Genomic DNA, 24,454 nt, shown 5'->3' with positions numbered 1-24,454 from the left:
GTCACCCTTTCGGTGGATAGGGGTCTTTTCCATAGGTGTTCCGCTCACGGATCTTGCCGTCGCGGCCCTTCAGGAAGGCCTCCCCCTTGGTTTCAGCGGCCTTCTCGCGGGAATGGACCCAGGCATCTGACTGGGTGTCCGTGACCTTGCTGGCACGCGTCGCGCCTTCGCGCTTGGACTCCCACTTCCCGTCCGGGCGCTGCTGGGTCCAGTAGTTCTTCTTATCTGGCATGTTCGGTCTCCTCGGTGCTTGCTGAGGGTTCGGAGGGGTCTAGCGGCACGCGCCATTCGCCCGTCAGGAGCTTCTGCATCAGGCCGCGCTTTTGCAGCGTGACGGCCTCGATCTCGCGCTCTGTTGCGGCCAGGTCGGCGCGCGCGGTGTTCAGGACGGTGGCGATGGCCTTTTGCTCGTCGAGTTCAGGCAAGGGCAGTTTCAGTGCGGCGAGGTCGTCGTAGTAGGTCCGCTGCCGCACGCTGCCAGAGCCGCCGCTGTTGATGTAGTGGGCCCACCATGACGTCTTGCGCAGGTGGTCGAGATAGTCGGGGTCGAGCCCGCCCGCGTTGCACGCGAAGACGACGTAATCGGGACTGACAAGCACCTCGTCTTCGCGCTCGTTCATCGCGATTGAGCCGACGTTGATGCGCATCGGGTTGTAGGCGAAGGCACGGGGCGGCAGGCGCTTGTAGCGGCTGATGTCGCCCGCGATGGTCTGCTCCCGCATGGGGACGACGCCTTCGGCCTTCGTGACGCCCATCACAAAGTCCCGGCCAAGCCCCTTGGCCCCGTTCCGTTTTGTCAATTCATGGGTCACCGCGCCGAGGCGCGTCGGCACCCAGTTGCGCCGCTGGCCGTTCAGGCGGAGCTCTCCGAACAAGAGGGCTGCACGAAGGCCTACGAGGCGTTTTTCCTTCGCCGCGCGGAGGGCGGTGAGCTGTTCGAGCGCCTCGTCCCAGGTCCGCAGGATCTCGGCGATCTTGCGCTGTTCGGGGAGTGGGGGAAGCGCCACCATGAAGTCCCGGACCGCGTGGATCGAAAACTCTAGGCGCGTCGAGCCAACTACAAGGTTGTCTATTCGTCTCTGGGTCTGTGGCGCTTGGATTTGCAATGAGAGGAACTGCGCGTCACAGCAAGGCTTTGGACGAATCCGCGCGATCTCGCGTGCGATGTTCCCGTCGAAGCCTTCAGGTACGACGCCAACTTCGCCAATCGTACCCTTGACCGACAGCAGGAGGTCGCCGCCCTGGACCCGGCTGCCCTTGTATTGGCCTTCGATTTCGGGCGACGCACGATGAAGTACGACGTCTCCGATGCGCCGAATGTGTTTGATCGGCACGATGGGGACTCCACCCGGCGTGTCTGGCCCGATCTGCACGACACCGTAGCGAATTGGTGCGCTGGACTCGCTGATCTCCTCTAAGCTCACGACGTCCCAGCCCGTCGGGAGCAGGCCGATCTTGGTTTCTTTGTAACCCTCTCGCTTGGGCGAGCATTCTTCTGCCGCCTTAAGCATCGACGCCGAGCTCCTTCAGATACTCGGCCATCTTCGCACGTACCTCGGCCAGCTCGGCCTCAATTCGCAGGATGTCCTTCTGCACTGCGGCGACGTCGATCTCGTCCTCCGCCTCGAAGGTGTCGACGTAGCGGGGGATGTTGAGGTTGTAGCCGTTCCCGGCGATCTCCTCGGGGCTGGCCCGATGCGAATACCGCGCGACCTCGGCGCGGGTGGCGTAGGTCTCCAGCACCTTGGCCACATGCGCCTCGTCCATCACGTTCTGGGTCTTGCCCGGCGTGAACTCGCGGCTGGCGTCGATGAACAGCACGTCGCGGCGGCCGGCATTCGCGCCGCCTTCCTCGCGCGAGCGGTCGAAGATGAGGATGGCGACCGGGATCCCCGTGGTGGTGAAGAGGTTGGCGGGCAGGCCGACGACAGCGTCGAGCAGGTTCTCCTCGATCAGCTGCTGGCGGATACGCCCCTCGGCCCCGCCCCGGAACAACACGCCATGGGGCACGATCACCGCCACGCGGCCGGACTGGCGCTTCGCGATTTCGATCATGTGGGTGATGAAGGCGTAGTCGCCCTTGGACTTGGGCGGCACGCCACGCCAGAAGCGCTTGTACTGGTCGCTGTCCGCATCCTCCGCGCCCCACTTGTCGAGCGAGAACGGCGGATTGGCAAGCACCACGTCGAAGCGCATCAGGTGGTCGCCCTCGACCAGCGCGGGGCTGTTGAGCGTGTCGCACCATTCGATGCGGGCCGCGTCCTTCGCGTGCAGGAACATGTTCATGCGGGCCAGCGCCCAGGTCGCCCCGTTCACCTCTTGCCCGTAGAGGGCGAAGTTTTCGGAGCCGACTTCCTGCGAGGCCTGGATCAGCAGCGAGCCGGAGCCGCAGGCGGGATCGCAGATCGTGTTGCCGGGCTGCGGCGCGGCCAGCTTGGCGAGCAGGCGCGAGACGGCGGTGGGCGTGTAGAACTCGCCCGCCTTCTTCCCGGCGTCCGAGGCGAAACGCGAGATCAGGTAGATGTAGCATTCGCCGATGATGTCCTCGGTCACCCGCGACGGGCGCAGGTCGAGTGCGGGCTTGGCGAAGTCCTCAAGGAGGTTCTTGAGGCGGCGGTTGCGATCCTTCGGGCGGCCGAGATTGGCCTCGGAGTTGAAGTCGATGTTGCGGAAGACGCCCTCGAGTTTTGCCCGGTTCGCGTCCTCGATCTTCTCCAGCGCGATGTTGATCAGCTCGCCGATGTTGGCCTCGTTCCGCTGGGCGTAGAGGTCGTAGAAGCTGGCGCCCTCAGGCAGGATGAAGCGCTCGCGCTCGAGGCGCCGGCGAATGCGTGCCTCGTCGTCGCCATACTGCTTGCGGTAGGTCTCGAGGTGGTCGTTCCAGAGGTCCGAAATATACTTCAGGAACAACATCACGAGGATGTAGTCCTTGTACTGCGCGGGATCGACGGCGCCGCGGAAGCTGTCGCAGGCGGCCCACGCGGCGCTGTTGATCTGATCCTGGGTGATCCGGTCGCTCATCGGGCAATTTCCTTCTGGTCGGCAGCCTTGGCAGCATCGCCGAGAATGGCGCTTACGAGTGTTTCCCGGCGAGCGGCGAGCTGCCGAAGCAACCGCCCTTCCTGCCGTGCGAGGGCGTCGAGATCGACGATACGTTTCTGCGTCTGCAGGTCGGGCACGGCTATCTGGAGGTTTTCGAGGGCCGCCATCGGGATCATCCTGAGACTTGTGCCCTGCGCCTCCGCGCCGAGCCTGCGCTGTGCGTCGGGATGGTTGATCGCCCACGCCAAGTATTCTGGAAGAATTCGCCGCCGGTCGGGTCGAACGATCACCAGCGGAACGATGACCACGGCAGGCTCCGGAAGCGGATCGCAAATTGCAGCCGCAGCGTTCGGCTCGCCGCGCGAGCGAAACACGACCTCGCCGCCACGGACAAAGTATCTGTCGGACAGCTTGCCCAGATCGTATCGTTGGAAGTCTGGGCCCGGTGCCGCGCCTTCCGTCCCGACATCACGCAGCTGCAGCGCCGGCACGCCGCCCTCAGGCAGTGGTTCGAGCCTGCCACGTGCCGTGTAACCGGAGTGAATGTCAGAGAGCTCCGCGAGCCGCATGGAAAAATCCTCTGTAAGGCGCTTACAGAGATCTAGGTTATCTCATCCGGCGAGTCAATCGCCCGCAATGCAGTTTTTGTCCTACAGAGAAAAATGCGTGCCCTGCAGCTGCCATGCTAGGGGGAACGGCTCCAGTCCTTGTGCCAGCGTTACCTTCGGCCCCTGCTTCCCGTCCAGGATCGCCTCGACGAGGTCCGGCGCGAGCAGGGTCAGGCGGAGGATGCGGGTGACGAAGGATGGAGTGACGCCCTCATGGCGGGCAAGATCGGTCAGGGTGGCGAAGTCGCCTGCCTCGAGCATCCGCTTCCATCGGAACGCACGGGCCAGCGCCTTGACGAGGGCGTCGTCCTTGCGCGGCGGTTCTGCGCTGCCGTCCGGCACCCGGATTTCCTTCCGGCCACCGCGCTTGATGAGCCGAAACGGCACATGCAGCGTCAGGGTATCGGAGGTGGACGACATCGCGGTCCCGGCTCTGGTCATGCCGCTTGATCCTTTGACTTGCTTGCGTCGTGCCGCGCCAACTCTGCCACGAGCCCGACAAGGCCATCACGGCGCAGGCGCAGGCTCAGACCGCCGAGACCAACATCGACACGCTCGACCAGCAACCCCACGATACGCGCCTGTTCGGCGGGGAACAGTTCGTCCCACAGCGGATCCAGCTGCTGCAAGGCCTTGCGCGCCTCGTCCTCGCTGAGGCTGCTCACTGCGGTGCGCAGCGCCCTCCCCGTCCCGGTGACGATCTCCGGCTGGCGGAAAACGGCGCGCAGCTGTTCGATGACCGCCGCCTCGATCTCGCCAGCGGGCACACGGCCCACCGGACAGGAGCCGGCCCCGTGTTGCAGGACGGTCTGGCTGACGTAGTAGCGGTAGAGCTTGTCGCCGCTGCGCGTATGGCTCGGCGAGAACGCTGCACCATCAGGCCCGAACAGCAGGCCTTTCAGCAGCGCGGGGGTTCCGGCACGGGTGCGGGCGGCGCGCTTGCGCGGGCTTTCTGACAGAATGGTGTGAACCTTGTCCCAGGTCTCGCGGTCGATGATCGCCTCATGCTCGCCGGGATAGCTGTCGCCCTTGTGCACGGCTTCACCAAGGTAGGCGCGGTTGTTCAGCGTTCGGTAGACGAACTTCTTGTCGAAGCTGTTGCCGCGCACCGACCGGATGCCCCGGGCACCGATTTCCCGCGCCAGCACTGTGCCGGAGCCGATCTCGATGAAGCGGGCGAAGATCCAGCGCACGTGACCGGCGCGCTCTTCGTCAATGACCAGCTTCCTGTTCTCGGCCCGGTAGCCATAGGGCGGCATCCCGCCCATCCACATGCCCTTCTTCCGACTGGCGGCGACCTTGTCGCGGATGCGCTCGGCCGTGACCTCGCGCTCGAACTGGGCAAAGGACAGCAGGATGTTCAGCGTCAGCCGCCCCATGGAGGTGGTGGTGTTGAACGACTGGGTCACCGAGACAAAGGTCACGCCATTGCGGTCGAACACCTCGACCAGCTTGGCAAAGTCGGCCAGCGAGCGGCTGAGGCGGTCGATCTTGTAGACCACCACCACGTCGACCAGCCCGTCCTCGATGTCCGCCATCAGTCGCTTCAGGCCGGGGCGTTCCAAAGTCCCACCAGAAATGCCGCCGTCGTCATACTGGTCGCGGACCAGCACCCAGCCCTCGGACCGCTGACTTGCGATGAAGGCCTCGCAGGCCTCCCGCTGGGCATGCAGGCTGTTGAACTCCTGCTCCAGCCCTTCCTCAGAGGATTTCCGGGTGTAGACCGCGCAGCGCAGCTTGCGGGCGGTCTTCGATTGTTCCTGCAGTTTTGTCATTTCCGGCCCCGCAGGTTCTTGAGGCCGAAGAACACCCAGCCATTCCAGCGCGTGCCGGTGATGGCGCGGGCGATGGCCGACAGCGACGTGTAGGGCCGACCCTGCCACTCGAAGCCATCGGCGGTGACGGTGACGATGTGCTCCGCGCCCTGCCATTCGCGCAGCAGCCGCGTTCCGGTAATCGGCCGGTCGCGGCCTGCGCGGATGCCGCGCTTCTTCTTGTCGCCGCCGTCCAGTTCCTCGCCCAGCCGCTCTAGCCGCCGGACCGTCTCGGGCTTCAGCCCGCCATAGGCGAGTTCCTGGATGCGGTAGGCCAGACGGGACTCCAGGTAGCGCCGGTTGAACGGCGGCGGCTCGCTGTCAAACAGATCCCGCCACTGCTTCTTCAGGTCGGGCGTCGGCATGGTCTTGAGCGCGGCCAGGCGCGCGGGGATGGGGTCGGGCGTGTTCATGCATTTCTCCGGTCGGTTGGAGTTGCATGACGGCATTGGTCGGCCGAATAGTGTAGGCAGCTTTTGTCATTCTCGTCGGTAATTTGAGCAGATTTTTTAACGTGAAGCCGCATCAACCCCAACGCCAGCAAGGCACAGAGTTCCGCCCGCCGTTCAGCAGCACTCATCCGGTCCGGTGGCAGCGGATTGGGGCGTTTGGCAAGACAATCCATAGGACAGCATCCGCAAAGGGTGGTACTCCCTTGTCTCCTACTCATGCACCTCGTTTGGCGTCCCATAACGACTGACACGTTGGGTGCACATCAGAATGACTCGACTCCTGGTTGCTTCATCGGTTAGGACATAAGCAGAACAGAGTTCAGTGTCCGACCGCAGCCACCGGACGAGGCCAGCGTCTCCGGTTGTCAATTTCTCATCCAGCCGATGGAGTTTCTGCAGTCCCGCCCGTGCAAATCTCCAGCCTGTCACAAGCAACCGTCGAATGAACGGAGGGAATGATGCCGAGGAGAATACGAAACTTCGTCGACAGGGCCTTTGCGCGAACAGTCGATCTTGATCTGCTGAGACGGTTCCTCGCCCCGTTCATGGACACGATCGACCTCGATTGGGACGCATTGCCGGCCGGCGAGGCAGATCGGCGCGAAGCCGTCTTCGACCTCTTCGCAAAGGCAGACAACCGTTTCCCGGCAGTGCTGCAATTTGCCCTCTACAACATCACAACGCTCTCGACCGACCCCGGCATGAGGATCATTCAGGAGATCGCACAGGAGGCGGGTGTCGATCTCCTGGCGCGGTACAGTGTTGACGGATGCACGGACGATCTGCGGTTCACACCGAGGTTCATTGCTCTGGTGACCTGGCTGGACCAACGCGTGATCTTCGACAGGGCGCTCAGTGCGGCAGCCTTCCTCGCGCACTCGACCCGGCTGGAACGCGACGCTGACCGCGAAGATCTGGTGCCGCAGCACCAGGAAGCGGCCGTGCGCGAGGCCTTTGCCGAAGCGGTGCGTGCGCATTTCGCCGGTCGTTACAACGGCCACTATTGTGATGTGCGCTGGTTTGAGGAAGACGACCTCCTGCGCATCCTGATCCTGCACGGCTCCAAGGCCGAGACCCGGAACGTGGATCAGGAAGGCACCGAGGACACTCTCAAGTTCCGCGAGATCATCCAGTCGACGATCGAGTTCGATCCACGGCGCGGCGCCGTGTCAGTCGGATCGAAGTCCGCCACTGACGCCAAGGCCCTCGTCCGGATCTTCGGCAAACATGTGCTGGGCGATGCAGACACCTTCGAGGCTGCCGCCAGCCAGCAGCTCTACTCGCTGGCTCCCTTGCAGGACCACGGGCAGGCCTTCCGGTTCCACATCGACCCGAAGGGCGAAATCACGCATGTCGCCCTTCGGGAACTGCGTGTGGATGAAGCGGAGTTGACACAGACCGGACGCTTGCGCCGATCGCCCTGGTTCCTGACCATCAATGATGCCAGCAATGCCATCGCGCGTCTGAAGCAGATCGCTGCCGATCTCGACATCAGGGATCTCAGGATCGTGCATGCCAAGATCGAGGTGACCGTGGAAGTGGACGACGTCGAAACCGTTGTGCCGGTGACAATCCGTCCGCCGCGCACGGTCAGCATGCGTGATCACTCGCATGAGCGGCTTATCCTGGAGATGCTTGAACACAATGGCATTCGAAAGCGCCGCTGGACTGGTCAGGCTGCTGCTGCGGCAGAGTGATCGGCATCCGATCCGCAGCATCAGTGCTGTGGATCTCGCCCCTTACGATCCGCACCTTGTCCGCTCCCTCCAAAGGCTCGGGATCCTTCTGGAACGTGAAGACCTGAACGATGACGGCACCTCGCTGTTTCAGGTGGATGGCGAGACAATGGTTGTCGTTGACCTCATCACCGGCGAATGCGAGCGCCGTCCGGACGCGCTCGAGGTCCAGTCTTTCGACCTGAACATGACAGCGCTGTGCCGGGCCTTGCGCGATCACTCGGCGCTGAAAGGACCGGGCCCCTCAGCGCTGTCCGCAAGGGTCTGGCGGCTTGGCCAGCAGAAGCGCCAAGAGCGCAGTGCCGAGGTCTGCCTGGTCCGGCGCCTGCGCGAGGAGACGGCACAGGAAATCGTGGATCATGTTCGCGGCGCCATCGATGGAGGAACACCGGTCATCCTGGTCAGCCTTGGAAAGTGCGAATTGCCGACTGCGGTCGCACGCCAGCTCGACGGTCTCTGCATGACGATAGCCCACGCCGAGGATCTGCTGCGCGAGGATCCGGATCGTCCCTTCGCGCTCGATCTCGGCCGGATCCGCGTGCCCACGGGACCACACGCGCAGGACGCCCGCTTGCAGATCGACCGTATCGGACAACGGGTGGTCTTTGATGGCGTCGAGCTTGCCATCGAGCCACGCGATTTCGGGGTGCTTTGCTTGTTTGCGGAAGAGGCACTTGTCGGCCAAGGCTGGGTCAGAAGCGATGCGATTGCAGCCACACTCCGGGACGGAACCAAGCGGGACAGCAATCCCGAACAGGTGGACCGCTGTGTCCATCGATTGCGCGATGCGTTTCGCAAACACTCTGGCCTGACCGCAGTGCCAGACAACGGCTTTATCGAGCGAAAATCGAGGGTTGGGGCGCGGCTCCGGATGGAACCGGACGAGATCGCACTCGTCGGGTAGATCTCGCTTCCATCAGCCGGGAGGATTTCGGGAGGAAATCGGAAGGAGTTCGAGAGATAAGCGATTTCAGCATGTTGCAAGGTCAGGTCGTCAACACGAACGACCAGGATCAAACACCATGCCTGCCCGGATTTCTCGCTCTGATCTCGCCACGCTGATCCACGAAGCCGACCTTGCCGCGCGTCGCCTGCAGCGCAAGCTGAGGCTGCCTGCCGCCGATCTTGATGACCTGCGTCAGGATCTCCTGGTCGACCTGATCTGTCGCCTGCCGGGCTTCGACAAGCGCCGCGGCACCATCGGCGCATTCGCAAACATTGTCCTGCGCAACCAGTGCTCGCGCATTGCGATCCGGCATCATCGCCAGCACCGGGCACAAGGTGGCACCATGCTGTCGCTTGACGCGCCCGGCGCCGGCAGCGCCGAGCCGCTGGGCTGCCTGCTGGCGGAGACGGACGGGCTGGCCGCCTGGCATGGCCAGGATCGTTGCGCCGCGGCGGACGTGGAGACCCGCCACGATCTTGCCCGGGCGCTCGCCGACCTGCCGGAGGATGTCCGCGGGCTCTGCGCGGCTCTCGGCACCTGCGCCGTCGCCGATCTGATCGGCCGCGACGGCATCTCCCGCTCCGCCCTCTACCGCCGCCTCGCACGCCTCCGGCTCGAACTCGCCATGCGCGGGCTCGGGGGGCGGTGGGACGGTTCGGAAGCCGCGTGAGTAGAGGGAGGACATGGAGATGCTCGTCATGCCCCCAACAGTTTTCACCCCGGCGCGGCCCCGGCCGCTCACCGACATCGAGTTCTGCGCCTGGATCGGACAGGCGATGCCCGGCGACCGGCTGGAGTACCACCGCGGGTTCCTCGGGATCGACACGACGGCCGTGATCTCGACGCTGCCGGAACCGGACCGCCGCGGGCTGGCCGCGCTGGCCGGCGCCGCGCACCGGGCCTTCGAGGCTGGCCTCGTCCACCTCGTCCAGGTGCGGCTCGGTCTGGACCGCTTCGCCTATCTCGCCATCGCGCGGACCAAACCGCGCCGCACGCCGGTGCCGCTCGCCCGCCTCATCGAAGACGCCGAGGCCGCCTGATGGCCGTTCCGTTTCCCTCCATCGGAGTTCCCGCCATGCCGCACCCCGACAACGCCCCCCGTTTCGACGATCTCGAAGGGTTCGCCGTCGGCGATATCGCGGCGCTGCCGCCCGAGATGCTGCTGGATCTGCAGACGATGGCGCTCGCCGAGACCGCCCGAGTGAAGCGGCTGCGGGACCGGCTCGAGGCAGGAATTGCGCAGCGCTACGAGGCCGCCGCCGCGGCGGAACGGGCTGCGCAGGGCAAGACCAGCGGCACCGTGCGGGTCGAGGACGAAGGCGTCGTGATCGTCGCGGACCTGCCGAAGAAGGTCACGTGGGACCAGAACCGGCTGGCGGCGATGGTCGAACGCATCCGCGCCGCCGGCGACGACCCGACCGAGTATCTCGAGATCGCCTATCGCGTGCACGAGCGGCGCTACGGCGCCTGGCCGGCGGCGATGCGCGAGGGTTTCGCGGACGCGCGGAGCGAGACCACCGGCAAACCCGTCTTCCGGCTCGAGGCTCGAGACCGGTGACGCGCGGCGGCGGGACGCCCGGTCGGCAACGCCGGGCAGGTTCCCCTTCGGCACCCGGTCACCCCCGCCGCCGCGCACCCTGAACGCAACTCCCGGAGAACCCCATGGCCTTCCGCATCATCACCGCCGACGAACGGCTTTCGGCCGCCGAGAACAAGACGTCCCTCGCCATCTTCGGCCCGCCCGGCGTCGGCAAGACGACGCTCCTGAAGACGCTGCCCGCCGAGGACACCGTCTGCCTCGACCTCGAGGCCGGCATGAAGTCGGTGCAGGACTGGCGCGGTGACTCGATCCCGGTGCGCAGCTTCACCGATTTCCGCGACCTCGCCGTACTGATCGGCGGGCACGATCCGGCCCAGCATCCGAAGTCCTGGTACGGCGCCGAGTATCACGCCTGGCTGCAGCAGCAGTATCTCGGCACCGGCATCGAGGACTTCCTCGCCCGGAAGCGGGTCGTCTTCGTCGACTCGATCACCGACCTGACGCGGCAGGCCATGGCCTATGCCCGCCAGCAGCCCGAGGCCTTCTCCGAGCGGACCGGCAAGCCCGATGTCCGCGGCGCTTACGGGCTCCTGGGGCGCGAGGTGATCCAGGCGCTGAAGCATCTGCAGCACGCCCGCGGCAAGACGGTGATCTTCGTCGGCGTGCTCGAGAAGGTCACCGACGAGTTCGGCACGACGACCTGGCAGCCGCAGATGGAGGGGACGAAGGCCGGGCGCGAGTTGCCGGGCATCGTCGATCAGGTCGTCTCCATGCAGCTCTTCGGCCGCGACGCCAAGGGCGAATGGACCCTCGACGAGACCTCCGCCGAGCGCCGGCTCGTCTGCCGCTCCGGCAACCCCTGGGGCCTTCCCGCCAAGGACCGCTCCGGCCGGCTCGATGTGACCGAGGCGCCCGATCTCGGCGCGCTGATCGCGAAGATCGACGGCCGCGCACCCGCCCACACCGCCACCCACTCCTGATCCAGACGCAAAGGACAGACCCATGAGCTACGATCTCAACGACGCCCAGCCGCAGATGGCCCCCATCGGCGAGCTGATCCCCGACGGCACCTTCGCCAAGGTCCGCCTGACCGTGCGCCCCGGCGGCGTAGACGGCGCGACCCCGATGGACGCGAAGCTCCTGAAGGCCTCGCAGTCGAGCGACGCGAAGATGCTGGACTGCGAGTTCACCATCCTCGAGGGGCCGCATGCCCGGCGGAAGTTCTGGCAGAGCTTCACCGTCGCGGGAGGCAAGGTCGACGAGAAGGGCCAGTCGATCGGCTGGAAGATCTCGAAATCCACCTTTCGGGCGATGGTCGACAGCGCTCTCGGGCTCGATCCCAGGGACGAGAGCCCCGACGCCAAGGCAAAACGCGTGCTGCCCGGGCTCAAGCATCTCGACGGCATCGTCTTCGCCGCCAGGATCATGGTGGAGCCCGCCTCCAACCCCCAATACCGCGACCAGAACCGGATCGCGAACGTCGTTCTGCCCGACGAGCCGCAGCATGCCGCGATCATGCTCGGCGAAACCGTGCCCCCGGAGCCCGTCAATGCCCCGCCGCGCAAGGCCGCGAGCGCGCCGGCGCCGGGCTGGCAGGCGCCCACGCCGGCATGGGGGGCGCAACCGCAAGCGCCGTCTGCGGCTCCCGCCTGGGGCACGCAGGAGCCAGCGCCGCAGCAGCCCCCGCAGCAACCGCCCGCCCAGCAGCCGCCGGCGTCCCCGCCGTCCGCGCCGGGCGGAGCGACGGCAACCGGCATGCCCGCCTGGCTCAATGGCTGAGGTGCGGTCGGCAGCACGGCGGCGGAGGTCCGAACGGCCTTCGCCCCCGCCCGAGGCCCGGCGCGATCCTGCCGGGCCGATGAACCCGGATGAATGGCAGGCGCATGTGACGCGCGAGGCGGCGCTGGAGATCGGACGATGGCTCGAGGCCCGAGGAAGACTGCACGCCCCCATCGCAAGCCTCGGCCTCGGCGACCTCGAAGCCATGGCCAGCAACGCGATCTCGCGCTGGATCGTGCTCCAGTCCGAAAAGCTCCAGAGGGCGGGTTGGCCGCCCGAGGACCCGATCGCGACCTTCTTTCTCGGGTAGCGCTCTGCGCGGTCTGCGCACGCGAGGCGCGCGGCTTCGGATACTGCCACGGACTCCGATGGGGTCTCCACCCTTACCACCGTTTCTGCTCGCGCCGCTGTCAGGACGTGGGCAGCGCCATTGCCCAAAGGAACAACGGCATGATCGACAAGACTGCGCGCGAGGCCCGTGCGATCCGCGATGCGCGGACGCTCTTCGCCGAAGCGCTCACCGACCTCGGGCTCATGGAGCCCTTCTTCCACCGCAGCGCCGAGGACATCGACCGCCTGATCGAGGCGGCCGTCACCGGCTACATCGACAGCATGCAGGACCAGGCCGCGCGCAAGGAGCGCACCGGCACGGCCCTCGACGACCCCATTCCGTTCTGAGGGGGCGCGCGATGATCGACCTGAACGAAGACACCGCGTCCTGCAGCTGGAAACCTCTGCTCGAGACGGCCACCGAGAACGCTGTCACCGACTTCGAGATCGAGTTCTGCGACAGCCTCCGCGAGAAGCTCGCGCGGTTCGGAGAGAGCGCCCGGCTGACGGACGCGCAGTTCCACAAGCTGACCTGCATCGCGCAGGCCGGCGGGTTCTGGGAGCGCGAGAGATGATCGACCTCAACCATGGCTCGGGCTGCCTCTACGGCGCCGGCGCGCCACGCCCGCCCATCGCCGAAGCCGTCTCCGCGGCCATCGACACGGCGCTGTCCGCGCGCAACCGCGCAGAGCGTCCGCGCACCTATGTCAGTTCCTCGGGTCTCGGCCGCGACTGCCTGCGCCAGATCCAGTACGACTTCCTCGCGGTGCCCAAGGACGAAGGCCAGGAGTTCGCGCCGCGCACGCTGCGCATATTCGAGGTGGGCCACCGGGCCGAGGACATCGTCGCAGGCTGGTTCCGGATCGCCGGGTTCGACCTGCGGACCGAGCGACCCGATGGACGCCAGTTCGGGTTTGAGGCCCTCGGCGGCCGCTTCAAGGGTCACATCGACGGCTGTTTCATCTCCGGCCCAGTCGCGATGGACTATCCCGCGCTCTGGGAGAACAAGGCGCTCGGCGCAGCCAGCTGGAAGGACGTGGTCAAGCGTGGCGTCAGCCTCGCGCGACCCGTGTATGCGGCGCAGATCGCCCTCTATCAGGCCTACATGGAGCTGCCGGCCCCGGCGCTCTTCACCGCGCTGAACCGCGACACGATGGAATTGCACGCCGAGCTCGTGCCCTTCGACGCGCGTCTCGCGCAGGAGATGTCGGATCGCGCCGTCGCCGTGGTGCGGGCCTCCGAGGCCGGGGAATGGCTGCCGCGCGCCGCGGCCGAGCCGAGCGCAGTCCTGTGCCGGGGTGGGATGGCGGCCGGCAAGTGGCACGCGCCCTGCGCCTGGGCGACACGGTGCTGGGGAGAGCGGCGATGATCCCCGACGCCTACGAGCTCAAGCGGATCGTGCGCGCGCATCGCGACCGGTTCTGGTGCTCCGACCTGCTTGGAGCGGCAGAGTTCGCGCCGATCTACTTCTTCGACGATCAGGCCGCCTTCGATGGCGAAATCGTCGACCGCGCGATGACCCGGGTCTTTACCGGTCCGCTTCGGCTGCCGCATCCGTCCGTGATCTTCGAGGTGCGCGAGCAGCGCGCGTCTCCCTCGGGGCTGATCGTCTGCGCCCGCGCCGACGGCGACATCGTCGAGGCCACGTTTCTCATGCGCAAGCGGGCGCCGCGCGGCTGGACGGATTGCCTGGTGCGGGTCTGGATGCATCCGGACGGCAAGGCGGAGATCGAGGGCAACCCGGCCGAGTGGAGCGACGAGACGGTCCGCGGTCACGGCGAAGTCGCCGCCGGCATCGTCTGGCGCGCGCTGACCATCCTCGGCGCCTCACCTGAAATCCGCGACCGCAAGGTATCGCTCGCGAAACGCTCCCGCCTGTCCCGCGAGGGCGTGCGCGGATGGGTCTGGCGCCAGGTCGCCATCGATCCGGCGCGCCTGCAGGCAGCGACGCCGCCGCAGGGCGGCATTCACGCCAGCCCGCGCTGGCACATCCGCCGCGGTCACTGGCGGCAGCTCGCGGACGGTCGCCGGGTCTTTGTCCGCCAGTGCGAAGTGGGCGATCCGACCCGCGGCGGGATCGTCAAGGATTACGCAGTGGAGATGCCCCAGCCATGACCGAGTTCACCCCATCCGCCACGCAGGCCGCCGCGATCCGCGAGATCAAGGAGTGGTTCGAGACCCGAACCGAGCAGCAGCAGGTGTTCCGCCTCTTCGGCTATGCCGGGTCCGGCAAGAGCACCGTGCTGAAGTTCGCGCTCGACGAACTCGGCCTCTCGCCCCACCGCAGCGCGAAGGACGGCCGGTGCGTGCCCGGCGTCGTGACCGCCACCTTCACCGGCAAGGCCGCGCTGGTGCTGACCCGCAAGGGCACGCCGGCGCGCACCATCCACAGCCTGATCTACTCGGTGATCGAGGCGACCGAGGAGGAAATCGAGGAAGCCGCGAGGAAGATCGCGCTGGCCGAACGCGACGCGCTTCGCCTCACCGGGTTCGCGCGCACCACGGCCGATGCCACGATCGAGGCGATGCGCCAGGGACTCTCGGCGATGAAGCACCCACGCTTCGCCCTGAACCCGCAGAGCGACGCCGCCGACGCCCGGCTCATCGTGCTCGACGAGGTGTCGATGGTCGGCGAGGAGATGGCCCGCGATCTGATGAGCTTCGGCAAGCCGATCCTCGTGCTCGGCGATCCCGGCCAGCTGCCGCCGATCCGGGGCGAAGGCGCCTTCACCCGCGACGAGCCGGACGTGATGCTGACGGAGATCCACCGCCAGGCGGCCGAGAGCGCGATCATCCGCCTCGCCACCATGGCGCGCGAGGGCCGGCCCATCGGCTTCGGCGTCTACGACGATCATGTCGCGAAGCTCCGCAAGGGCGACATCACGCCGGAACAGGCGCTGCGCGGCGGCCAGCTGATCTGTGGGCTGAACGCCACGCGGCTGCAGATCAACAACGCCATGCGCGCGGCTGCGGGTCTCGGCGGGACCTGGCTGCCCACGGGGCCGGCCGAGAAGATCATCTGCCTGAAGAACCAGAACGATCTGGGGCTGATCAACGGGATGTTCGTCACGCTCGAGGACATCGTCGACGAGGGCAGCCTCTACTTCTCCGCCGTCGTCCATGACGAAGACGGGCGTCACATCGGCGAGCCCTATCAGGACGGGCGTCCGGGCCGGCTGCGCATCTACAAGGGGCATTTCGAGGACCATGTCGCCTACGACGACAAGCGCCATGACCGCGATTACAAGGAGAAGCGCCTGCTGACCGAGGCGACCTTCGGCTGGGCGATCACCGCGCACAAGGCGCAGGGCTCGCAGTGGGAGAACGTGATCGTCTGGGACGACGGGCTCGGCCGCAGCGAGATCGACCGGCGCCGCTGGCTCTACACCGCGATCACCCGGGCCGAGCGCGGGCTCGTCCTTCTGGCCTGAGGGGCGCGATGATCGACCTCAACGACATCGCGATCCCGAAGACCAGGCACGATCTCGCGGCGGTGAAGGACCGCCTGGCCTGCACGGCCGCCGACTGGTTGCCGAGGCTCTTCCCCGAAGCCCGGCTGGCGCGCGACCGTCGTTCCTTGCGCTGCGCCGACCTCTCCGGGCGCCCGCCACGGAAGGAAGGCTCCTGCACCATCCATCTCGACGGGCCCTATGCCGGCTGGGGCTTCGACTACGCCACCGGCGAGCGGGCCGGTCCCATCGACCTGATCGCGCAGGCGACCGGCCTCTGCGACGGCGCGCTCTTCGACGAGGCGGCGCGGCTTGCGGGGATCGACCATCCCGCGACGCGGAAAGCGCCGGCGTCGCCCATGCGCGCGCGCCCCGACCATTCCGCCGAGATCGCGCGTCTTGTCGGCGGGGCCGTGCCGCTCGCCGGCACGCCGGGCGAGACCTATCTGCGAGCTCGCGGGCTGTCGGATCCCGGATCGCCCGACCTGAGGTTCCATCCCGATCTTCCGGACTTCGAAAGCTGCCGCGGCTGGCCCGGCCTGATCGCAATCCTGCGGCTGCCGGACGGGGAGCGCGCACCGGGCATCCACCGCACCTTCCTGCTCGATGACGGCAGCGCGAAGGCGCCCCCGGGCAAGAAGATGCTCGGCAGCGTGAAGGATGCCGTGGTTCGCCTGTTCCCGATGCCGGAGGACGGCCACATCGGCATGGCCGAGGGTATCGAGACGGCGCTCGCCGCGCACGCGCTCTTCGGCACACCGGTATGGGCGGCGCTGTCGGCCGACGGTCTGGCGCGGTTCCAGTGGCCCGAGGGCACCCGGCGCGTCACTATCTACGCCGATGCCGGAGACGCCGGCCGTCAGGCGGCCGCAACGCTCTCGGACCGTCTGAACCGCGCCGACATCCCGAACGAGATCGTCGCTCCGCTCCACGGCGACGACTTCAACGACGATCTGCAGCGTGGCGCCCGCGCCGAGGATTACACGCGCGACGCGGACACTACAGTGGAGCCGCAGGCCGCGGATCCGGTCGAGCCGGAGACGGCCATGCCCATCGTCGCCTCCGCTGGCGATCCGGCAACGCTGATTGCCGCAGCCGAGGCGCTGACCAACCCGCCCGAGTTCGAACCCCTGTCCACGCTGCTCGGGCGCATCGCGCTGGCGAAACTCGACCCGCTGCCCGAACGGCAGGTCATCGCGCGTATCAAGTCCGCGACCGGGATCGGCATGTCGGTCCTGACGCAGCAGCTGGCCGAGCTTCGCCGACGCGTGAACGCCAGCGGCGATCCGCATGCGCCGATCCCGAAGCCCGCCTGGTTCAGACGCCTCAGGCTCGATCTGGCCGGCGCGCCCGAGCGCAACGAGGCCAACGTCATCGTCGCGCTGACCTCCGATCCCGCCTTCGCCGGCGTTCTCGCCTTTGACGAGTTCGGGCAGGAGATCGTGGTGCGCCAGCCGCTGCCGTGGGATTGTGCGACCGCGCCACTCCCGCGCCCCTGGGAGGACGCCGACGACATCCGCACCGCCGAATGGCTGCAGCTCCGCGGGATCAACGTGGCGCCGGTGGTCGTGAGCCGCGCCGTTGGCGCCGTCGCCCGCGAGCTGCGCATCCATCCCGTCCGCGACTGGCTCGACACCCTGACATGGGACGGCACGCCCCGGATGGAGACCTGGACCAGCGCCTATCTCGGCGCCGACCCCACCGCGTTCAACCACACCATCGGCGCGCTCTGGCTGATCTCGGCCGTCGCCCGCATCTACCGCCCCGGCGTGAAGGCCGACCACATGCTGATCCTCGAGGGGCCGCAGGGCGCCCGCAAGTCCACTGCAATCAAGGTACTGGCCGGCGAGGAATGGTTCACCGACGAGCTGCCCGAGCTCGGGTCCAAGGACGCGGCGCTGCACATGCAGGGCGTCTGGATCGTCGAGATCGCCGAACTCGACGCCATCGGCCGCGCCGAGGTCTCGCGCATCAAGGCGTTCCTGACGCGAACCACCGACCGCTTCCGCCCGCCCTATGGCCGCTACACAGTCGAGGTGCCGCGCCAGTGCGTGTTCGCCGGCACCGTGAACCCCGACACCTATCTGCGCGACGAGACCGGCAACCGCCGCTTCTGGCCGCTTCGCTGCGGTGCAATCGATATCGCGGCGCTCGCCCGCGACCGGGACCAGCTCTGGGCCGAGGCCGTCCACCGCTTCCGCGCCGGCGCGATCTGGTGGATCGACGACCCGGCGCTGCTGGCGGAAGCCCGCGAGGAACAGGGCCGCCGCTACCAGTCGGACGCCTGGGACGACCTGATCGAACACTGGCTGACGCACGAGATCCGCACCGTCTCCGATGGCTTCCCCGACTACGGCAACTCCCGCACCGAGAGCGTTCCGCGGCCGGAGCCGCTGAGAGATGTATCGGTCGGCGAAATCCTCGAGGAAGCCATCGGGCTCGAACCCGCCCGGTGGACCCGCGGCGACCAGATGCGCGTCTCGGCCTACCTCAAGGCGAACGGATGGGAGCGGTACCGCCGCCGCGACGAGGGCGGGCGCGAGGCGCCGCGGGAGTGGCGGTACAGAAAGGACAGTGAGTAGGCAGCCCAAACCGATCCAGTAGGAGCGTAGCGTAGGCAATGGTGGCTGAGCCAAGTAGGACCTTAGCCGCGCTGCAGAACTCTCTCCTCCTTTTCAGAGTGGCCTGATGCGAGGACTGGCCTCGTGATACAGGTTGAACACGAAAGCGTGCACCGTGACGCGACGCCCTGCGTCTTCAGCGCTACGCATCTGGACTCGCCATTCCCCCGCTTCTGTGCACGGCAGTTCCCGAAGGAACAGCTGGTGCGCGCGCAACGTCTCGGGCATCGCTTCAAGTATCTTGCTGAAATCCTTGTTCTTCGCGTTGAACATGATCAGCGCAGCCTTGCTGTCCCGCCATGTTAGATAGCCAAGAAGCTGGTCCAATGCAGAGGTGAGGCCGGCTGGCCCCGTCCACAGCTTGCACTCGCCGACGAACGCGGCGCGATTGTCCTGTTCGATGCAGATATCCGTCTTGCCCTTGCCCCGAAATGCTTCGCCGACAGCATCGCCCTGAAAGTGCCCGTTCAACTGGGCCAGAATGATGTTGCGCAGATCCTCCTCGCCGTGGACTGCATAGGTGCTAGGCGTTCGCTCGAACGTGCGCCCCTGATGCCGAATGAAGCGCAGGATATGCTCGAAGGTCTCTTCCGTAATGCCTGGCTCCGGCGCAAGCCCCGTCTTCGGGGGCACCGGTAAAGTCGGGGGACGACGGATCTCCACTTTCACGGGGGCAATGGACGGCGCGCCGGGCCGGGTCGCCAAAGGAATATCGAGAAGCGCCGCGATGTTGCCATGCCTACCAAGACGGTCGCGACGATGGTTGACCGCCTGCTGCACCAAATTGGGCAAGCTCTCGTTGTAGGCGAGCACCTGCTTGTGAGCGCGATCCACATACTCGCGGATCAACTTGATCTCCCGTTCATAGATGGACTTGAAGGAGGCCGGGTCAGCATCGTGAGGCTGTGAGATAGAAAGGCGTAGGTGTCCACGCTGAACCTCGGCACGGGGAAACACCGTCGACCACGGATTGGTCCGATACCGGAAAATCCATCCCTCGCCGATGAACGGGATGTCGATATCCACCCGCGTTCCCGGAATGTAGAAAGGCCCACTCCGACCGGGGCTAAAGTAGCGCATCTGGTCCCTTGAGACATCGATCTGCGTTTCTTGCTGGTTCATTGTCATTGCGTCTTCCCGCAGAGAAACGGGTTCGACTGTGAGCGCTGAAACCACGTGATCTAAGATTTCCTGGTCACTTGAAACGAGAAATTGGTCCTTCGCTATGCCGTCGACCGCTCCAGAAACGCTCTGCTGACGTGCCCGCAGCTGAGCGTCCAAGTCTTCTTCAAAGAATAGGAGGTCTCTATCTCGCATAGGGAATATCGAACCGTGCTTTCAAAGTGTTGGAGCTTCATGGTGAGATCGTCCGTGCAAGCGCGAAGAGTTGTCAAGCGCCACAACGCCGAAGCTTGCAGTCGACGCGCGTCCCAACCCCCTCGTTGGTCCCAACCCTGTCCCAACCTCCCGAGGGGGTTGGGGACACGAAAATCCGTTCAAAAACAAAGGTGTCCCCAACCTCACCCCGTGATCCCAACCTTTTGCTACACATTCATGTGGGAGAACGGAAAAGGTCGGGAACATGTTTTTCTATACGAAAAGAGAAGGACCCCCGTTGGGGACACCGAGGTTGGGACCACATCCGGGCAAGTCATTGAGGTAAAACGATAATGGGCTGTCCCAACCCCCTCGAAGGTTGGGACCACGCGCTCGGAGGTTGGGACCGGGACGGGCAGCGCGTCGATCTTCGCCGGCCGCATCGTCCCTGGTCGTTTTCGCTTTGGCCGAGGACCGCCGGATGCTAAATCCTGAGGTGACCGAAGCCGAAGGCCCACAGCTTGTGAGCCTTCACGATGAACACACCGATCCCCGCGCAGAACGTCCGCCCAGAACCGGGCGCGATCAGCCGGTCCTGCATCCTCGCCCTCGATCTCGGCACCACGACCGGCTGGGCGCTCCGCAGCCATGACGGACTGATCACCAGCGGCACGGTCAGCTTCCGCCCCGGACGCTTCGACGGTGGCGGCATGCGGTATCTCCGCTTCACCAACTGGCTGACCGAACTCGACCGTCTGTCCGGCCCCATCGCCGCGATCTGGTTCGAGGAAGTCCGCCGTCACGCCGGCACCGACGCAGCCCACATTTACGGCGGGCTGATGGCTACCCTGACCTCGTGGGCCGAAGTGCGCGGTGTTCCCTACGAGGGCGTTCCTGTCGGCACGATCAAACGCCATGCCACTGGCAAGGGCAACGCTCCCAAGGAGGCGATGATCGCCGCGGCGCGAGCACAAGGGTTCTCCCCCGCCGACGACAACGAGGCCGACGCCATCGCCATTCTGCACTGGGCGATCGAGACGAACGGGGGCCTGGGATGAGGTGGTACCCGAAAGGCTACGGCGGCACGCGCCGGGATCCCGACCAGGTGAAACGCGATGGCTGGCATGACGAGGGTGTGCTTGCCGTCTCCGTTGACGACCATCGCCTGACCTGGCCAGAGCGCGAGCTGGTCCGTCAGCTCGGTGAGAAGCTGTATGGGCCTCGGGCGAACGACCGGGAGGCCGCGAATGGCTGAGTGGACGCCCACCATGGTCGAGGACCGGCTCGAGAGCGCCGCCGACGTGTTCCGCTCGTTGCCCGAGGTGAAGCCGCAGGGCTACTTCAACGCCTGGCCCGAGTATTTCCACAGCTTCGCCGACCAGGTCGGCCAGGAGCCTCGGATGCGCCGGCCCAAGCCCGGGCCGCGTGACATCACGCAGGCCGAGGATGCTCTGCTCTGGCTGCGCTGGCTCGACCCTGCCGATGCGCGCCTGCTCTGGCTTCGGGCAAACCGCAAGCCGTGGAAGCCTATCTGCTGGGAGCTCGGCATCAGCCGCGCCACCGCCAACCGGCGCTGGCAATACGGGATCGCGGTCATCGTCTGGCGGCTGAACGGCAGGCGCGTGCCGAAGAAGCGGTCGATGGAATTCGTAGTGGCGAAGGCGGGGCCGTGACCCGAGGGTTCAATCCTCGAACGGGTTCAGCACCGCGACCCCGAGACCGGACACATCCGCCTCGTTGCGTGTGACCAGCGTGAGGCCATTGGCCTTCGCCGTTGCGGCCAGAAGCGCGTCGATCACCGGTACCGGGCGGATCGCGCTCATCCTTCCCCATTCGTCCGCGACGGCCGCATCCATCGGCAGCAACCGATCTCCGAAGCCCGAAACCACTTCGCCCAGCCACGCCTCCAGCACCGATGCTTTGTCCGGATCGCGGCGGCGCGCCAGTTCGATACCCTTGCGAATCTCGCCGAGGATCAGCGTACTGAGCCACAGATCGCCCTCGGCAACCTCAGCCCACCACCTTGCAACACCAGGATTGCAACGCGCGCCCTTGCGGATTTCCGAGATGATGTTGGTGTCGATCAGGAAACTCAAATGGCCGTCTCGCGTCCGAAATCGCGCGGGCGGTCCAGGTCGATCCCGTCCAGCGGTGCGGCCGCCAGAAGGGCCTTCAGCCCACCAGCCCGTGCAGGGGAGACACGTTCGCGCAGGATGGACCGAGTTTCGGCCTCGCGCGCGGGGTCGCCAAGGGCAGAGGCGACATCGCGCACCAGCCCTGCATCCTCGCGGCGCACCTGCACCTCGACGCGCACGAAACCCTGCCGCTGGCGGCGCTGACGCCATGCGGTGACGGGCGAAGGATCGGTGTTGGCCATGCTGCCCTCCATTTCCGGAAATCATACCGGAAAGGTGGGCGTTCGACAACGGGCTTCAAGACCGCACTGTCAAGTCCGAAGGCAGGCGCGAGACATTTTCCTGCGAGACATCGCAAGGCGAGACGGATCGCCCTTCTGACGCTATCCATAGCGATATGCTCGCTCTCGTGCGCTCAGGCGAACCGCCGTTCCTCCTGCGGTGGATACCGGAGCTGGCTTCTGGCGTCCAACCAGAGTCCATCCGGCCAAACCATTGTTTTCCGGTTCCTTTCCGGGCCGAAACGTATGCTGGCGGGCGAAGCGCGGCACATCGCTAGCGACAGGGCCGGCTTTTTGGGAAGCCACCCGGAAGCCAGCGTTGCCTGAACCCGCCTGAAACACTGCAAAATCAAACCCTTGATGCTGGACACCCGTGGTGGCCGCTGGACCCCACGTGGAGTCCAGACTGGACCCCGGAGTCCGGGGGCCAGGGGTTTCCACCCTGATCCGAGGAATGACCCGCCGATGACGCTGAGCTTCGCCCCAGAGCGGATCGAGACTTGGCCGCTGTCGCGCCTCCAGCCCTACGCGAAGAACGCGAAGGCGCATGGCGCGGACCAGGTCGCCAAGATCGCGGCCAGCATGGCCGAGTTCGGCTGGACCGTGCCGTGCCTCGTGGCCGAAGACGGGGAACTGATTGCGGGCCATGGCCGGGTGCTGGCGGCAACCCAACTGGGGCTGACCGAAGCGCCCGTGATCGTTCTCGGGCATCTGACCGAGGCGCAGCGGCGGGCCTACCGCATCGCGGACAACAAGCTCACCGAACTGGGCACTTGGGACGAGGCGCTGCTGTCGGCGGAACTGAACGACCTTCTGGCTGAGGATTTCGACCTATCGCTGGTCGGCTTCTCCGACGGCGAGCTCGACAAGCTGCTGGCCTTCGTGCCGGAGGGGGACGGTGAAGAGGGTGGCGCCGGGGGCTCCGTGCCGCCGGTCACCATCCCTGAACCGCCGCGCAATCCGGCGTCGCGGACGGGCGATCTGTGGATCCTCGGCGACCATCGCCTGCTGTGCGGCGACAGCACCAGCGCGGCAGATGTGCGCCGCCTGATGAATGGCGAACGGGCGATCCTGTTCGCGACGGACCCGCCGTATCTTGTGGACTACGACGGCTCGAACCATCCGACCCGGAACAAGGACTGGTCGGCCTCCTATGGCACGACCTGGGACGACAGTTCACAGGGGGCCGAGCTTTACGACGGCTTCATCGCGGCGGCCGTGACGGAAGCCATCGCCGAAAACGCCGCGTGGTACTGCTGGCACGCCTCGCGCCGCCAGGCGATGCTCGAAGCCTGCTGGGAGAAGGCGGGGGCTTTCGTCCATCAGCAGATCATCTGGGTGAAGGACCGCGGGGTCCTGACCCGGTCGCATTACCTATGGAAGCATGAGCCCTGTTTCATGGGCTGGCGCCGCCCGAACCGCCCGCCGAAGGTCGCCGAGCAGACGCTTCCCTCAACTTGGGAGATGCCGTCCTTCGCCAAGGACGAGCGGCCCGACCACCCGACGCCAAAACCGCTCGACGCCTTCGGCATCCCGATGCGCCAGCATGTGGCGCGGGGCGGACTTTGCTACGAGCCGTTCTCGGGCTCCGGCTCGCAGATCATGGCCGGTGAGGCCAACGGCCGCCGCGTCTTCGCGATGGAAATCAGCCCGGCCTACGTCGACGTCGCCATTGAACGCTGGCAGGCCGAGACCGGCTGCGAAGCGATCCTTGATGGCGATGGTAGGACCTTTGCGGAGATCAAAGCGTACCGACTGGAGGGCGGACAACAAGACATTGATCATCAAGAGCATTGAGATCGCTTGTCCAGCCTGTACGAAGCATCATTGCTCCAAGCAAATTCAGGCACTCTGGTTCACAGATGGCGCTTTCCAAAGGCCTCCGCTCTTCCAGCATCGCCAACAAATGCCTTGCGGCAAGCTCAGCGTCTTCTACGTGGCGGGCATCGTGCGATTTCTTTTGGTTTGTCACGAAAGCCTCGAAAAAAAGAACTCCAACGGGTGCGGAGAAGAAGCTGCGATAGTCCATAGTGGCAACGGAATCTGGCGCCGCTGAGCGAAGAGCGCGCAGGACGTACGGCACCACGACAGTAGCAATCACCAGAACAGTGCTTCCCGCACTTGCTGAATAGGGTCGATTGACACCACCGACGCACTCACCCGATCGCGCCTTCGTCAGCTCACCGGCCGCTCTGCGCATCGGTACATACAATGGGGCTTCGAAGCCGAGCGCTACCGGGCCCCGCGAAATGCGGTCCGAGATCTCATCAATCGCTTCATCAAGGTCTGTGCCTGAGGCGGGGTTGGAGCCGACAATTGCCCAGCCAAGGTTCTTGCCCGGCTTTCCGATGTCAATCACAGCAACATGCATAGGCTCTCCAATGTCTCGCGACGGGTGTAGTAC

29 protein-coding genes are annotated in these 24,454 nt (G+C 66.0%); 18 read left to right on the top strand and 11 right to left on the bottom strand.

Features of this window, described 5'->3' with window-relative positions:
* Position 1: 1 nt before the first annotated feature.
* The 7 genes from ACTIFE_RS03990 to ACTIFE_RS03960 form a co-directional block, all read right to left on the bottom strand.
* Entirely contained in the window at positions 2-232 is a 231-nt protein-coding gene (locus tag ACTIFE_RS03990) for a DUF2188 domain-containing protein (RefSeq protein WP_439527876.1), read from the bottom strand.
* Positions 222-1,511: a restriction endonuclease subunit S gene (locus tag ACTIFE_RS03985; RefSeq protein ID WP_439527875.1), complete on the bottom strand. Its 1,290-nt coding sequence runs from the start codon at positions 1,509-1,511 to the stop codon at positions 222-224. The genes ACTIFE_RS03990 and ACTIFE_RS03985 overlap by 11 nt, the downstream gene beginning before the upstream one ends.
* Positions 1,504-3,021, bottom strand: a complete 1,518-nt coding sequence (locus ACTIFE_RS03980; protein WP_439527874.1) for a type I restriction-modification system subunit M — start codon at positions 3,019-3,021, stop codon at positions 1,504-1,506. The genes ACTIFE_RS03985 and ACTIFE_RS03980 overlap by 8 nt, the downstream gene beginning before the upstream one ends.
* Entirely contained in the window at positions 3,018-3,611 is a 594-nt protein-coding gene (locus tag ACTIFE_RS03975) for a restriction endonuclease subunit S (RefSeq protein WP_439527873.1), read from the bottom strand. The genes ACTIFE_RS03980 and ACTIFE_RS03975 overlap by 4 nt, the downstream gene beginning before the upstream one ends.
* 81 nt (positions 3,612-3,692) lie before the next feature.
* Positions 3,693-4,091 carry a hypothetical protein gene (locus ACTIFE_RS03970; protein ID WP_439527872.1) on the bottom strand — a complete coding sequence of 133 codons (399 nt, stop codon included), beginning with the start codon at positions 4,089-4,091 and terminating at the stop codon, positions 3,693-3,695.
* A complete protein-coding gene (locus ACTIFE_RS03965) occupies positions 4,088-5,425 on the bottom strand; it encodes a recombinase family protein (RefSeq protein WP_439527871.1) in 1,338 nt (445 codons plus the stop codon). Before ACTIFE_RS03965 ends, ACTIFE_RS03970 begins: the two co-directional genes overlap by 4 nt.
* Complete coding sequence (locus tag ACTIFE_RS03960) at positions 5,422-5,877, bottom strand: DUF2924 domain-containing protein (protein ID WP_439527870.1); 456 nt, start codon at positions 5,875-5,877, stop codon at positions 5,422-5,424. The genes ACTIFE_RS03965 and ACTIFE_RS03960 overlap by 4 nt, the downstream gene beginning before the upstream one ends.
* A gap of 497 nt (positions 5,878-6,374) precedes the next feature.
* On the opposite strand from ACTIFE_RS03960, the gene ACTIFE_RS03955 reads away from it, so the two are divergent.
* From ACTIFE_RS03955 to ACTIFE_RS03890, 14 genes are all read left to right on the top strand, one after another.
* A complete protein-coding gene (locus ACTIFE_RS03955; protein WP_439527869.1) occupies positions 6,375-7,613 on the top strand; it encodes a hypothetical protein in 1,239 nt (412 codons plus the stop codon).
* Positions 7,561-8,556 carry a hypothetical protein gene (locus ACTIFE_RS03950; protein ID WP_439527868.1) on the top strand — a complete coding sequence of 332 codons (996 nt, stop codon included), beginning with the start codon at positions 7,561-7,563 and terminating at the stop codon, positions 8,554-8,556. Before ACTIFE_RS03955 ends, ACTIFE_RS03950 begins: the two co-directional genes overlap by 53 nt.
* A gap of 118 nt (positions 8,557-8,674) precedes the next feature.
* Positions 8,675-9,268, top strand: coding sequence for a hypothetical protein (locus ACTIFE_RS03945; RefSeq protein WP_439527867.1), 594 nt, complete (start codon positions 8,675-8,677; stop codon positions 9,266-9,268).
* Between the two features lie 28 nt (positions 9,269-9,296).
* Entirely contained in the window at positions 9,297-9,638 is a 342-nt protein-coding gene (locus ACTIFE_RS03940) for a hypothetical protein (RefSeq protein WP_439527866.1), read from the top strand.
* A 35-nt stretch (positions 9,639-9,673) separates the two neighbouring features.
* Entirely contained in the window at positions 9,674-10,156 is a 483-nt protein-coding gene (locus ACTIFE_RS03935) for a hypothetical protein (RefSeq protein WP_439527865.1), read from the top strand.
* Positions 10,157-10,260: 104 nt separating this feature from the next.
* On the top strand, positions 10,261-11,118 hold the full coding sequence (locus ACTIFE_RS03930) for an ATP-binding protein (RefSeq protein WP_439527864.1): 858 nt from the start codon (positions 10,261-10,263) through the stop codon (positions 11,116-11,118).
* 22 nt (positions 11,119-11,140) lie between these two features.
* Entirely contained in the window at positions 11,141-11,917 is a 777-nt protein-coding gene (locus ACTIFE_RS03925; RefSeq protein WP_439527863.1) for a hypothetical protein, read from the top strand.
* 79 nt (positions 11,918-11,996) lie between these two features.
* Positions 11,997-12,227 carry a hypothetical protein gene (locus ACTIFE_RS03920; RefSeq protein WP_439527862.1) on the top strand — a complete coding sequence of 77 codons (231 nt, stop codon included), beginning with the start codon at positions 11,997-11,999 and terminating at the stop codon, positions 12,225-12,227.
* Positions 12,228-12,367: 140 nt separating this feature from the next.
* The gene (locus ACTIFE_RS03915) at positions 12,368-12,595 is read left to right on the top strand and encodes a DUF6511 domain-containing protein (RefSeq protein ID WP_007426738.1); all 228 of its coding nucleotides are present in this window, start codon (positions 12,368-12,370) and stop codon (positions 12,593-12,595) included.
* An 11-nt stretch (positions 12,596-12,606) separates the two neighbouring features.
* Positions 12,607-12,822: a hypothetical protein gene (locus ACTIFE_RS03910; protein WP_439527861.1), complete on the top strand. Its 216-nt coding sequence runs from the start codon at positions 12,607-12,609 to the stop codon at positions 12,820-12,822.
* Positions 12,819-13,616, top strand: a complete 798-nt coding sequence (locus ACTIFE_RS03905; protein ID WP_439527860.1) for a hypothetical protein — start codon at positions 12,819-12,821, stop codon at positions 13,614-13,616. The genes ACTIFE_RS03910 and ACTIFE_RS03905 overlap by 4 nt, the downstream gene beginning before the upstream one ends.
* Positions 13,613-14,362 (top strand): hypothetical protein, encoded by a 750-nt coding sequence (locus tag ACTIFE_RS03900; protein ID WP_439527859.1) that lies wholly within the window; start codon positions 13,613-13,615, stop codon positions 14,360-14,362. Before ACTIFE_RS03905 ends, ACTIFE_RS03900 begins: the two co-directional genes overlap by 4 nt.
* Positions 14,359-15,678 carry an ATP-dependent DNA helicase gene (locus tag ACTIFE_RS03895; RefSeq protein ID WP_439527858.1) on the top strand — a complete coding sequence of 440 codons (1,320 nt, stop codon included), beginning with the start codon at positions 14,359-14,361 and terminating at the stop codon, positions 15,676-15,678. The genes ACTIFE_RS03900 and ACTIFE_RS03895 overlap by 4 nt, the downstream gene beginning before the upstream one ends.
* Positions 15,679-15,686: 8 nt before the next feature.
* Positions 15,687-18,278: a VapE domain-containing protein gene (locus ACTIFE_RS03890; RefSeq protein ID WP_439527857.1), complete on the top strand. Its 2,592-nt coding sequence runs from the start codon at positions 15,687-15,689 to the stop codon at positions 18,276-18,278.
* A gap of 93 nt (positions 18,279-18,371) precedes the next feature.
* On the opposite strand, the gene ACTIFE_RS03885 is transcribed toward ACTIFE_RS03890, so the two are convergent.
* The gene (locus tag ACTIFE_RS03885) at positions 18,372-19,598 is read right to left on the bottom strand and encodes a hypothetical protein (protein ID WP_439527856.1); all 1,227 of its coding nucleotides are present in this window, start codon (positions 19,596-19,598) and stop codon (positions 18,372-18,374) included.
* A 572-nt stretch (positions 19,599-20,170) separates the two neighbouring features.
* On the opposite strand from ACTIFE_RS03885, the gene ACTIFE_RS03880 reads away from it, so the two are divergent.
* The 3 genes from ACTIFE_RS03880 to ACTIFE_RS03870 are packed head-to-tail and all read left to right on the top strand — an operon-like array spanning position 20,171 to position 21,307.
* Entirely contained in the window at positions 20,171-20,692 is a 522-nt protein-coding gene (locus ACTIFE_RS03880; RefSeq protein WP_439527855.1) for a crossover junction endodeoxyribonuclease RuvC, read from the top strand.
* Complete coding sequence (locus tag ACTIFE_RS03875) at positions 20,689-20,889, top strand: hypothetical protein (RefSeq protein WP_439527854.1); 201 nt, start codon at positions 20,689-20,691, stop codon at positions 20,887-20,889. Before ACTIFE_RS03880 ends, ACTIFE_RS03875 begins: the two co-directional genes overlap by 4 nt.
* Positions 20,882-21,307 carry a DUF6362 family protein gene (locus tag ACTIFE_RS03870; RefSeq protein WP_439527853.1) on the top strand — a complete coding sequence of 142 codons (426 nt, stop codon included), beginning with the start codon at positions 20,882-20,884 and terminating at the stop codon, positions 21,305-21,307. Before ACTIFE_RS03875 ends, ACTIFE_RS03870 begins: the two co-directional genes overlap by 8 nt.
* A gap of 9 nt (positions 21,308-21,316) precedes the next feature.
* Here the strand turns inward: ACTIFE_RS03870 and ACTIFE_RS03865 are convergent, their stop codons facing one another.
* Together ACTIFE_RS03865 and ACTIFE_RS03860 are read right to left on the bottom strand one after the other, a co-directional pair.
* Positions 21,317-21,730 carry a type II toxin-antitoxin system VapC family toxin gene (locus ACTIFE_RS03865; RefSeq protein WP_439527852.1) on the bottom strand — a complete coding sequence of 138 codons (414 nt, stop codon included), beginning with the start codon at positions 21,728-21,730 and terminating at the stop codon, positions 21,317-21,319.
* On the bottom strand, positions 21,727-22,011 hold the full coding sequence (locus ACTIFE_RS03860; protein WP_439527851.1) for a hypothetical protein: 285 nt from the start codon (positions 22,009-22,011) through the stop codon (positions 21,727-21,729). Before ACTIFE_RS03860 ends, ACTIFE_RS03865 begins: the two co-directional genes overlap by 4 nt.
* A gap of 504 nt (positions 22,012-22,515) precedes the next feature.
* Between ACTIFE_RS03860 and ACTIFE_RS03855 the strand changes: the two genes are divergently transcribed.
* A complete protein-coding gene (locus ACTIFE_RS03855; protein WP_439527850.1) occupies positions 22,516-23,847 on the top strand; it encodes a site-specific DNA-methyltransferase in 1,332 nt (443 codons plus the stop codon).
* On the opposite strand, the gene ACTIFE_RS03850 is transcribed toward ACTIFE_RS03855, so the two are convergent.
* Positions 23,792-24,421 carry a hypothetical protein gene (locus ACTIFE_RS03850; protein WP_439527849.1) on the bottom strand — a complete coding sequence of 210 codons (630 nt, stop codon included), beginning with the start codon at positions 24,419-24,421 and terminating at the stop codon, positions 23,792-23,794. The two genes, ACTIFE_RS03855 and ACTIFE_RS03850, sit on opposite strands and share 56 nt — an antisense overlap.
* Positions 24,422-24,454 lie beyond the last annotated feature (33 nt).

It is taken from the genome of Pannonibacter sp., from assembly GCF_051860505.1.
GTDB lineage: Bacteria > Pseudomonadota > Alphaproteobacteria > Rhizobiales > Stappiaceae > Pannonibacter.
This window is presented reverse-complemented; position numbering and strand designations above follow the sequence as displayed.

Coding starts and splice junctions, on each gene's coding strand:
- ACTIFE_RS03895 (WP_439527858.1), top strand. CDS start 14,359: ATGACCGAGTTCACCCCATCCGCCACGCAGGCCGCCGCGATCCGCGAG.
- ACTIFE_RS03945 (WP_439527867.1), top strand. CDS start 8,675: ATGCCTGCCCGGATTTCTCGCTCTGATCTCGCCACGCTGATCCACGAA.
- ACTIFE_RS03930 (WP_439527864.1), top strand. CDS start 10,261: ATGGCCTTCCGCATCATCACCGCCGACGAACGGCTTTCGGCCGCCGAG.
- ACTIFE_RS03985 (WP_439527875.1), bottom strand. CDS start 1,511: ATGCTTAAGGCGGCAGAAGAATGCTCGCCCAAGCGAGAGGGTTACAAA.
- ACTIFE_RS03925 (WP_439527863.1), top strand. CDS start 11,141: ATGAGCTACGATCTCAACGACGCCCAGCCGCAGATGGCCCCCATCGGC.
- ACTIFE_RS03950 (WP_439527868.1), top strand. CDS start 7,561: ATGGCATTCGAAAGCGCCGCTGGACTGGTCAGGCTGCTGCTGCGGCAG.
- ACTIFE_RS03880 (WP_439527855.1), top strand. CDS start 20,171: ATGAACACACCGATCCCCGCGCAGAACGTCCGCCCAGAACCGGGCGCG.
- ACTIFE_RS03965 (WP_439527871.1), bottom strand. CDS start 5,425: ATGACAAAACTGCAGGAACAATCGAAGACCGCCCGCAAGCTGCGCTGC.
- ACTIFE_RS03915 (WP_007426738.1), top strand. CDS start 12,368: ATGATCGACAAGACTGCGCGCGAGGCCCGTGCGATCCGCGATGCGCGG.
- ACTIFE_RS03870 (WP_439527853.1), top strand. CDS start 20,882: ATGGCTGAGTGGACGCCCACCATGGTCGAGGACCGGCTCGAGAGCGCC.
- ACTIFE_RS03875 (WP_439527854.1), top strand. CDS start 20,689: ATGAGGTGGTACCCGAAAGGCTACGGCGGCACGCGCCGGGATCCCGAC.
- ACTIFE_RS03855 (WP_439527850.1), top strand. CDS start 22,516: ATGACGCTGAGCTTCGCCCCAGAGCGGATCGAGACTTGGCCGCTGTCG.
- ACTIFE_RS03905 (WP_439527860.1), top strand. CDS start 12,819: ATGATCGACCTCAACCATGGCTCGGGCTGCCTCTACGGCGCCGGCGCG.
- ACTIFE_RS03890 (WP_439527857.1), top strand. CDS start 15,687: ATGATCGACCTCAACGACATCGCGATCCCGAAGACCAGGCACGATCTC.
- ACTIFE_RS03910 (WP_439527861.1), top strand. CDS start 12,607: ATGATCGACCTGAACGAAGACACCGCGTCCTGCAGCTGGAAACCTCTG.
- ACTIFE_RS03990 (WP_439527876.1), bottom strand. CDS start 232: ATGCCAGATAAGAAGAACTACTGGACCCAGCAGCGCCCGGACGGGAAG.
- ACTIFE_RS03940 (WP_439527866.1), top strand. CDS start 9,297: ATGCCCCCAACAGTTTTCACCCCGGCGCGGCCCCGGCCGCTCACCGAC.
- ACTIFE_RS03970 (WP_439527872.1), bottom strand. CDS start 4,091: ATGACCAGAGCCGGGACCGCGATGTCGTCCACCTCCGATACCCTGACG.
- ACTIFE_RS03900 (WP_439527859.1), top strand. CDS start 13,613: ATGATCCCCGACGCCTACGAGCTCAAGCGGATCGTGCGCGCGCATCGC.
- ACTIFE_RS03860 (WP_439527851.1), bottom strand. CDS start 22,011: ATGGCCAACACCGATCCTTCGCCCGTCACCGCATGGCGTCAGCGCCGC.
- ACTIFE_RS03935 (WP_439527865.1), top strand. CDS start 9,674: ATGCCGCACCCCGACAACGCCCCCCGTTTCGACGATCTCGAAGGGTTC.
- ACTIFE_RS03980 (WP_439527874.1), bottom strand. CDS start 3,021: ATGAGCGACCGGATCACCCAGGATCAGATCAACAGCGCCGCGTGGGCC.
- ACTIFE_RS03955 (WP_439527869.1), top strand. CDS start 6,375: ATGCCGAGGAGAATACGAAACTTCGTCGACAGGGCCTTTGCGCGAACA.
- ACTIFE_RS03920 (WP_439527862.1), top strand. CDS start 11,997: ATGAACCCGGATGAATGGCAGGCGCATGTGACGCGCGAGGCGGCGCTG.
- ACTIFE_RS03850 (WP_439527849.1), bottom strand. CDS start 24,421: ATGCATGTTGCTGTGATTGACATCGGAAAGCCGGGCAAGAACCTTGGC.
- ACTIFE_RS03960 (WP_439527870.1), bottom strand. CDS start 5,877: ATGAACACGCCCGACCCCATCCCCGCGCGCCTGGCCGCGCTCAAGACC.
- ACTIFE_RS03975 (WP_439527873.1), bottom strand. CDS start 3,611: ATGCGGCTCGCGGAGCTCTCTGACATTCACTCCGGTTACACGGCACGT.